The 7070-nt window shown below is 72.8% G+C and carries 7 protein-coding genes; 2 read left to right on the top strand and 5 right to left on the bottom strand.

The features are described from left to right. Positions 1-445, top strand: a 445-nt coding sequence (locus ACX9I7_RS15475) for a PucR family transcriptional regulator (RefSeq protein WP_459387661.1), incomplete at its 5' end; no start/stop codon positions are given. On the opposite strand, the gene ACX9I7_RS15470 is transcribed toward ACX9I7_RS15475, so the two are convergent. From ACX9I7_RS15470 to ACX9I7_RS15460, 3 genes are all read right to left on the bottom strand, one after another. Beyond that, positions 442-633: a ferredoxin gene (locus tag ACX9I7_RS15470; RefSeq protein ID WP_126916241.1), complete on the bottom strand. Its 192-nt coding sequence runs from the start codon at positions 631-633 to the stop codon at positions 442-444. The two genes, ACX9I7_RS15475 and ACX9I7_RS15470, sit on opposite strands and share 4 nt — an antisense overlap. 43 nt (positions 634-676) lie before the next feature. Further along, positions 677-1894 (bottom strand): cytochrome P450, encoded by a 1218-nt coding sequence (locus tag ACX9I7_RS15465; protein WP_459387660.1) that lies wholly within the window; start codon positions 1892-1894, stop codon positions 677-679. 101 nt (positions 1895-1995) lie between these two features. Further along, complete coding sequence (locus ACX9I7_RS15460) at positions 1996-2586, bottom strand: TetR/AcrR family transcriptional regulator (protein WP_459387659.1); 591 nt, start codon at positions 2584-2586, stop codon at positions 1996-1998. A gap of 96 nt (positions 2587-2682) precedes the next feature. Here ACX9I7_RS15460 and ACX9I7_RS15455 point away from each other — a divergent pair, with 96 nt between their 5' ends. Next, positions 2683-4221, top strand: coding sequence for an MFS transporter (locus tag ACX9I7_RS15455; protein ID WP_459387658.1), 1539 nt, complete (start codon positions 2683-2685; stop codon positions 4219-4221). Between the two features lie 5 nt (positions 4222-4226). Here ACX9I7_RS15455 and ACX9I7_RS15450 read toward each other — a convergent pair whose 3' ends face one another. Continuing rightward, the gene (locus ACX9I7_RS15450; protein WP_459387657.1) at positions 4227-5048 is read right to left on the bottom strand and encodes a GntR family transcriptional regulator; all 822 of its coding nucleotides are present in this window, start codon (positions 5046-5048) and stop codon (positions 4227-4229) included. A 336-nt stretch (positions 5049-5384) separates the two neighbouring features. After that, positions 5385-6992 (bottom strand): phosphoglycerate dehydrogenase, encoded by a 1608-nt coding sequence (serA, locus tag ACX9I7_RS15445; RefSeq protein ID WP_387565791.1) that lies wholly within the window; start codon positions 6990-6992, stop codon positions 5385-5387. Between the last annotated feature and the right edge of the window lie 78 nt (positions 6993-7070).

Below are 7070 nucleotides of genomic sequence, written 5' to 3'. Positions count from 1 at the left end.
CGCGCCCGCAGGCACCCCGCCCGGGCTCGCGGCGGCCGGCCTGGGCACGCCCCGGCGAGGGCTGGCGGAGCTGCCGGACGCCTGGTCGGAGGCGCTGTCCGCGGCGCGCGCGGCCGGGGCGGAGCGGCGGCTGGGCCCGGTGGCGGACTGGTCCGGCATCGGCCCGTACCGGGTGCTGACGGGGCTCGCCCCGGAGCGCGCGGCGGACCCGGCGGTGCTGCCGCTGCTGGAACGCGCGCACACCGAGCTGGCCCGCACCGCCGAGGTCTACCTCGACTGCGCGGGCCAGGCGGGGCGCGCGGCGGCGGCCCTGGGCATCCACCGGCAGACGCTCTACTACCGGCTGGGCCGGGTGGAGCAGCTGACCGGCCTCGACCTGGACGACGGCGAGGACCGGCTGCTGCTCCACATGACGCTCAAGGCGTCCCGGCTGCGGCGTGGCTAGTCCCCGGCCGCGATGGCCTGTACGGGACACCCCCGGGCGGCCTCCTTGACGAGCGGGTCGCCCCCGCCGTCCTCCTTGCCGGGCCGGACGAGGCCGAAGCCGTCGTCGTCCTGGTCGAAGACACTGGGCGCGGTCAGGGCGCACATGCCCGAGCCGATGCAGACGCCCGAATCGATGCTGACACGCATGGCGGTGCTCCGTTCTTCGGTGGGATGCCGACAGTAGGACCGGTCACCAGGTGACCGGAAGGGCGAACAGCCCCTGGAGGGTGCCCGCGGGCTTCACGGGCACCTCGTCCGGAGCAACGGCCAGCCGCAGCGTCGGGATACGGGCGAAGAGGCGGGTGAGGGCGATCTCCAGTTCGGCGCGGGCCAGGTTCTGGCCGAGGCACTGGTGGACGCCGAACCCGAAGGCGACGTGGTGGCGGGCCGAGCGCCGGACGTCGAGGGTGTCGGGGTCCGGGTAGACGGCGGCGTCGCGGTTGACGACCGAGGCGGGGAAGAGGAGGCCGTCGCCGGCGCGGATGGTCACGCCGTGGAGCTCGATGTCCTCCAGGGCGACGCGCGGGAGCCCGTCGGCGATCGACAGCAGGCGCAGCAGTTCCTCGACGGCGCCGGCCATCAGACCGGGGTCGGCGCGCAACACGGCGAGCTGGTCGGGGTGTTCGAGCAGGGTGTAGGCGCCGAGGGAGATCATGTTGGACGTGGTCTCGTGCCCGGCGACGAGCAGGAGCAGGGCGATCATGACGAGTTCGTCGCGGTCCAGCCGGCCGTCGGCGAGGGGCCCGGCGACGAGCTCGTCGAGCAGCCCGTCCCCGGAGCCGCCGGCCGTCGCGGCCCGCCGCTCCTTCTCCTCGATGAGACCGTGGAAATACCCCATGAACTTGTCACGGGCGGCCCGCGCCTCCTCCGGCCCCTGCGCGCCGATCAGTTCGCGGGAGGTGCCCTCGAAGAAGTCGTGGTCGGCGTAGGGCACGCCGAGCAGATAGCAGATGGCCATCGACGGTACGGGCAGGGCGTACGCGGAGACGAGGTCGGCGCCCGGCCCCGCGGCGAGCATCGCGTCCAGGAGGCCGTCCACGGTCCGCTGGATCCAGGGGCGCATCGCGGCGACGCGCTTGAGGCCGAACGCGGGGATCAGCATGCGGCGCTGGCGGGCGTGGCGCGGGTCGTCGACGCCGATGAGGGGGAGCTCGCGCTCCCCCTGGGCCTCGGCGCGGGGCACGATCGCCGGGAAGGAAGGATTCTGCCGATCGGAGGAGATCCTCGGGTCGGTCAGCAGGGCCCGGGCCTCGGCATGGCCGGTGACGGCCCACACCTCACGGCCGTCATAGAGCCGCACCCGGGCCAGGGGGCCGCGGGCCGCCAGCTCCGGGTAGGCGGCCGGCGGCCGGTACGGACAGGTGCGGGCCTGCGGAAAGGCGGTGGCGGGGGAATCGGTCACGGACATGGGGCGACCTCCCGGACGGGAACTAGTATCCTCGGGCAACCAGTACACCGGATACCTCCGGTTACGTCCAGTACGCCCCGTCAACTCGCCCCCGCGCAACGCTATTTCGGCGTCAGCACCGTGCCCGCGACCACGCGGCCCATGCCCTCGACGACGTCCCGGCCCGACGGCACCTGCCGGGGGTCGATCAGCCACAGCACCCACAGCCCGGTGAAGAGGGAGTAGTACACGTGGCCGCTGGTCCGCGTGGCGTCCTCGGGGACCTCCGTGTCGTCGACGCCCTCGAACACCGCGACCAGCCCCTCGCGCCCGTACGGCAGCATCTCGGCGAACCGCCGCTTGAGTTCGGGGTGGTTGCCCAGCTGACCCATCACCTCCAGCTGCGCCGACCAGAACCGCTCGTCCTCCGGGAAGTTGGCGACGATGCCGTCGATGACGGCGGCGAGCCGCTCCTCGCGCGAGGCGGCGGCCCCGACGGCGCCGGCCAGCGTGTCGGTGATCCTCTCCCCCCAGTCCTCGGTGAGCTTCAGGAAGCCCTCCATCATCAGCGCGTCCTTGGACCCGTAGTGATAGCCGATCGAGGCGAGGTTGGCGCCGGAGGCCGCCACGATGTCGCGCGCGGTCGTGCGCACCCAGCCCTTCTCCAGCAGGCAGCACTTGGCACCTTCGAGCAGATCTTCGCGATGTCCCATGAGAAAACCCTAACCCGCCCCCATACGCCCGTCCCAGACGCACGTCTTATACAAGCGTCATAGACAAGCGTTTAAGACGTCCGTATAGTCGCTGCCATGACGAACAGCACCCGTGCCGGGCGCCGGGAGTGGACGGCTTTTGTCGTACTCCTGCTGCCCCTCCTCCTGGTCTCGATGGACGTCTCTGTCCTCTTCTTCGCCGTGCCGGCCATCACCGAGGACCTGGCCGCGACCGGCACCCAGCAGTTGTGGATCTTCGACAGCTACGCCTTCGCCCTGGCCGGGCTGCTGATCACCATGGGATCGCTCGGCGACCGGATCGGCCGCCGCAAGCTCCTGCTGCTGGGCGCCGCCGCCTTCGGCGCCGCCTCGGTCGCGGCCGCCTACGCGCAGAACGCCGAGACGCTCATCGCGGCACGCTTCGTCCTCGGCATGGGCGGCGCGACACTGATGCCCAGCACCATGGGGCTGGTGCGCAACCTGTTCCAGGACGACGCCCAGCGCACCAAGGCCGTCGGCATCTGGTCCGGCGCCATGGCCGGTGGCATCGCGCTGGGTTCGGTGCTCGGCGGGGTCATGCTGGAGCACTTCTGGTGGGGTTCGGTCTTCCTGATCAACGTGCCCGCGATGCTTCTGCTGCTCGTCTTCGCGCCGCTGCTGGTACCCGAGTTCAAGGACCCCCGGCCGGCCAGGTTCGACCTGCTGGGCGCGGCCCTGTCGCTAGGCGCGGTACTGCCCGTCATCTACGGCGTCAAGCGCATGGCGGCAGACGGCTTCAACACCACACTCCTGCTCTGCGTCGTCGTCGGCCTGGTGCTGGGCGCGGCCTTCGTCCTCCGTCAGCGCGGCACACGGGACGCCATGATCAGCCGCGAGCTGTTCCGCCACCGCGCCTTCGGAGCGGGCATCGCGCTCAACACCCTCGCGATGTTCGGCATGATGGGCGCCAACTACTTCACCACGCAGTACCTCCAGTCGGTGCTGGGCAAGGGCCCGATGGAGGCGGCGCTGTGGGGCACGCTGCCGTCGCTCGCCGTGGGCGTCGCGGGCCCGATGGCCACCGTCATCGCGCAGAAGGCGAACAGGGCCTACGTCATCACGGCGGGCTTCCTCATAGCGGCCACGGGCTTCGCCATCCTCATGAGCACCGGCACGAACTCACTCATCCTCACCCTGGTGGCCTGCGCCGTCATAGCCTGCGGCATCGTCACCGTGATGGCCCTGGTCTCCGACATGGCGCTCGGCGCCGCCCCGGCGGAGAAGGCCGGTTCGGCCGCGTCCCTGGTGGAGGCAGGCCAGGAGTTCGGCGGCGCCCTGGGCATGGCCGCCTTCGGAAGCGTCGGCATGGCCGTCTACCGCCACGACGTCACCCGCGACGCCCCCGCCGGGCTGTCGCACGGCGCGCTGGAGTCGGCGCGCGAGACCCTGGTGGGCGCCGTCTCGACGGCCGCCGCGCTGCCCGGCCGGACGGGCGGGGCGCTGGCGGCGGCGGCCCGCGACGCGTTCGTCCACGGGATGCACGTCGCCGCCGTCGGCGCCACGGCCGTCCTGGTCCTGGGCGCGGCCGTCGCGGTGACCGCCCTGCGGAACCGCGACGCGGACCACCCGGAGCCGGCGGTCACCGTCGGCCACTGACCACCTCAGCGGCGCCCCTCACCAGGGGGGCGCCGCTCCGGCACGCGCGGGGCCAGCCCGTCGAGCAGCCGGGCCAGCCCGAACTCCAGCATCGCGTCGGGCCCCAGCCCGAGGCGCTCGTCGACGGGATCCTCCAGATCGACCGCGACGCCGCGCACGAAGGCGGCGAGCGTGACGGCCGTGCCGAGCCCGCACTCGACGGCCGGGGCGACGGTCCACTCCAGCAAGCGCATCGCGTTCGGGGACAGCGACAGCCGCATGGTGGACACCGACTTCGCCAGCCAGGGGTGACGGCGGTAGAGCGCCCACTGCGCGCGGGCCGACGCCTCCAGCCGCGCCCTCCGGTCGTCCGGCCCGCGACCCGGCAGCCGGACCTCGCCGAAGACGGCGTCCACCACCAGCGCGACCAGCTCGTCCTTGGCGGCGACGTGACGGTACAACACCACGGTGGAGACGCCGAGTTCGGCGGCGACGGCGCGCATGGAGAGGGCGCCCGAGCCGCCGGCGTCGGCCAGGGCGATCGCCGTGCGGACGATTCGCTCGCGGGTGAGCGGCGGGGTCTCGCGGCGCCGGCCCCGGCGGGGCGGGCCGGCCCTCACGACGGCACCCGGCGCGTCGCCGCCGACGATGGTGCCGACGCCCGGCACGGCCCGCACGAGGCCCTCTTGCCGTAACACGGCGAGGGCCTTGGTGGCGGTGGCCAGGGCCACTCCCCACTCCTCGGTGATGCCGCGGGTGGAGGGCACCCGCTGGCCCGCGCGGAGTTCGCCGGAGGCGATGCGGGCGCGGAGCTCGGACGCGATGCGGAGGTATGGGGGCAGGCCCATGGGCCGAGGTTAGCTTTCCGCTCACCGCCGTGGGGCTACGCCCGCGCCTTCGGCGCGGGTTCTACCCCACCCACCCGCCCGATTACCCGGCACGGATTGCCCTGGGTAAGGGGCGGGCGGGGGTGGGGCGGGCACAAACCGGCGGCGTCCCCCGGGGGTGGTGACGTGAGGGGGCGGGGTGGGGTGGATGGGCCCTGGTAGGGGCGTAAGGAGCTCTTCGCCGCTGGGGCCAAGTGCGGGGCACCCGGCACCAAAGTGGCAGGCACCGCGAAGAGCTCAGCCCCGTAAGGGCCCGTCCGCCCCACCCCGCCCCCGACCCACAGACGGACGGACGGATCAGGCCGTCAGGTCGACCGCCCGCGCCGACGTCGCCCCGATCTCCTGCGCGATCTCCGCGAGCACAGCCGCCGGCACCGACTCGTCGACCGTGAGGGCGACCAGCGCCTCCCCGCCCTCCGTCGCCCGCGACACCTGCATCCCCGCGATGTTGATCTCCGCCTCGCCGAGGATCCGCCCCAGCGTGCCCACCACACCCGGCCGGTCCCCGTACCGCAGGAACGCCATGTGGTCGGCGAGCGTCAGGTCCACATCGTGATCGCCCACGGCCACGATCTTCTGCAGGTTCTTCGGCCCGGCCAGCGTCCCGGAGATCGACACCTCGCCACCTCCGGAGAGCGTGCCGCGCACGGTGACCACGTTCCGGTGGTCCGGCGACTCCGACCCGGTGGTCAGCCGCACCTCGACCCCGCGCTCCTGCGCGAACAGCGGCGCGTTGACGTACGAGACGGTCTCGTCGACGACGTCCTCGAACACGCCCTTGAGCGCGGACAGTTCGAGCACCTTCACATCGTGCTGGGTGAGCTCCCCGTACACCTCGACGTCCAGCCGCACGGCGACCTCGCCCGCCAGCGCGGTGAAGATCCGGCCGAGCTTCTCGGCCAGCGGCAGCGCCGGCTTGACGTCCTCGGCGATGACACCGCCCTGCACGTTCACGGCGTCCGGCACCAGCTCGCCGGCCAGCGCCAGCCGCACGGACTTGGCGACGGCGATGCCGGCCTTCTCCTGGGCCTCGCCCGTGGAGGCGCCCAGGTGCGGCGTGGCCACGACGTTGTCGAACTCGAAGAGCGGCGAGTCGGTGCACGGCTCGGACGCGTACACGTCCAGGCCCGCGCCCGCGACGCGCCCCTCCTTCAGCGCGGCGGCGAGCGCCGCCTCGTCCACGATGCCGCCGCGCGCGGCGTTGACGATCCGCACCGACGGCTTGACCTTGCGCAGCGCCTCGTCACCGATGAGCCCGAGCGTCTCGGGCGTCTTGGGGAGGTGGACGGTGATGAAGTCGGAGACCTTGAGCAGCTCGTCCAGCGTCAGCAGCTTGACGCCCATCTGGGCGGCGCGCGCGGGCTGGACGTACGGGTCGTAGGCGACGACCTTCATGCCGAAGGCGGACATCCGCTGGGCGACGAGGACGCCGATGCGCCCGAGCCCGACCACACCGAGGGTCTTCTCGGACAGCTCCACGCCCGTGTACTTCGAGCGCTTCCACTCGCCGTTCTTGAGCGCGGAGTTGGCCTGGGGGATGTTGCGGGCGGTGGCGATGAGCAGACCGCAGGCGAGCTCGGCGGCGGTGACGATGTTGGAGGTCGGCGCGTTGACGACCATCACACCGGCCTTGGTGGCGGCGGAGACGTCGACGTTGTCCAGGCCGACGCCGGCGCGCGCGATGACCCGCAGCCGCTTCGCCGCGGCGATGGCCTCGGCGTCGAGCCGGGTGGCGGAGCGCACCAGGACCGCGTCCACGTCGGCGAGCGCGGGCAGCAACTGCGCGCGGTCGGCGCCGTCGCAGTGCCGGATCTCGAAGTCCGGCCCGAGGGCGTCGACGGTGGCGGGAGAGAGCTCTTCGGCGATGAGTACGACGGGCTTGTGTGCCGGGGTACGAGTGCTCACGTGGTCTCAGTCCTCACTAGTCCTTCGCGGACGGCCGTCCCGACGGCCGAAGGCGGTGAAGGGGGCAGCCGCGTGGAA

It is taken from the genome of Streptomyces sp. L500 (genome assembly GCF_054551825.1).
This window is presented reverse-complemented; position numbering and strand designations above follow the sequence as displayed.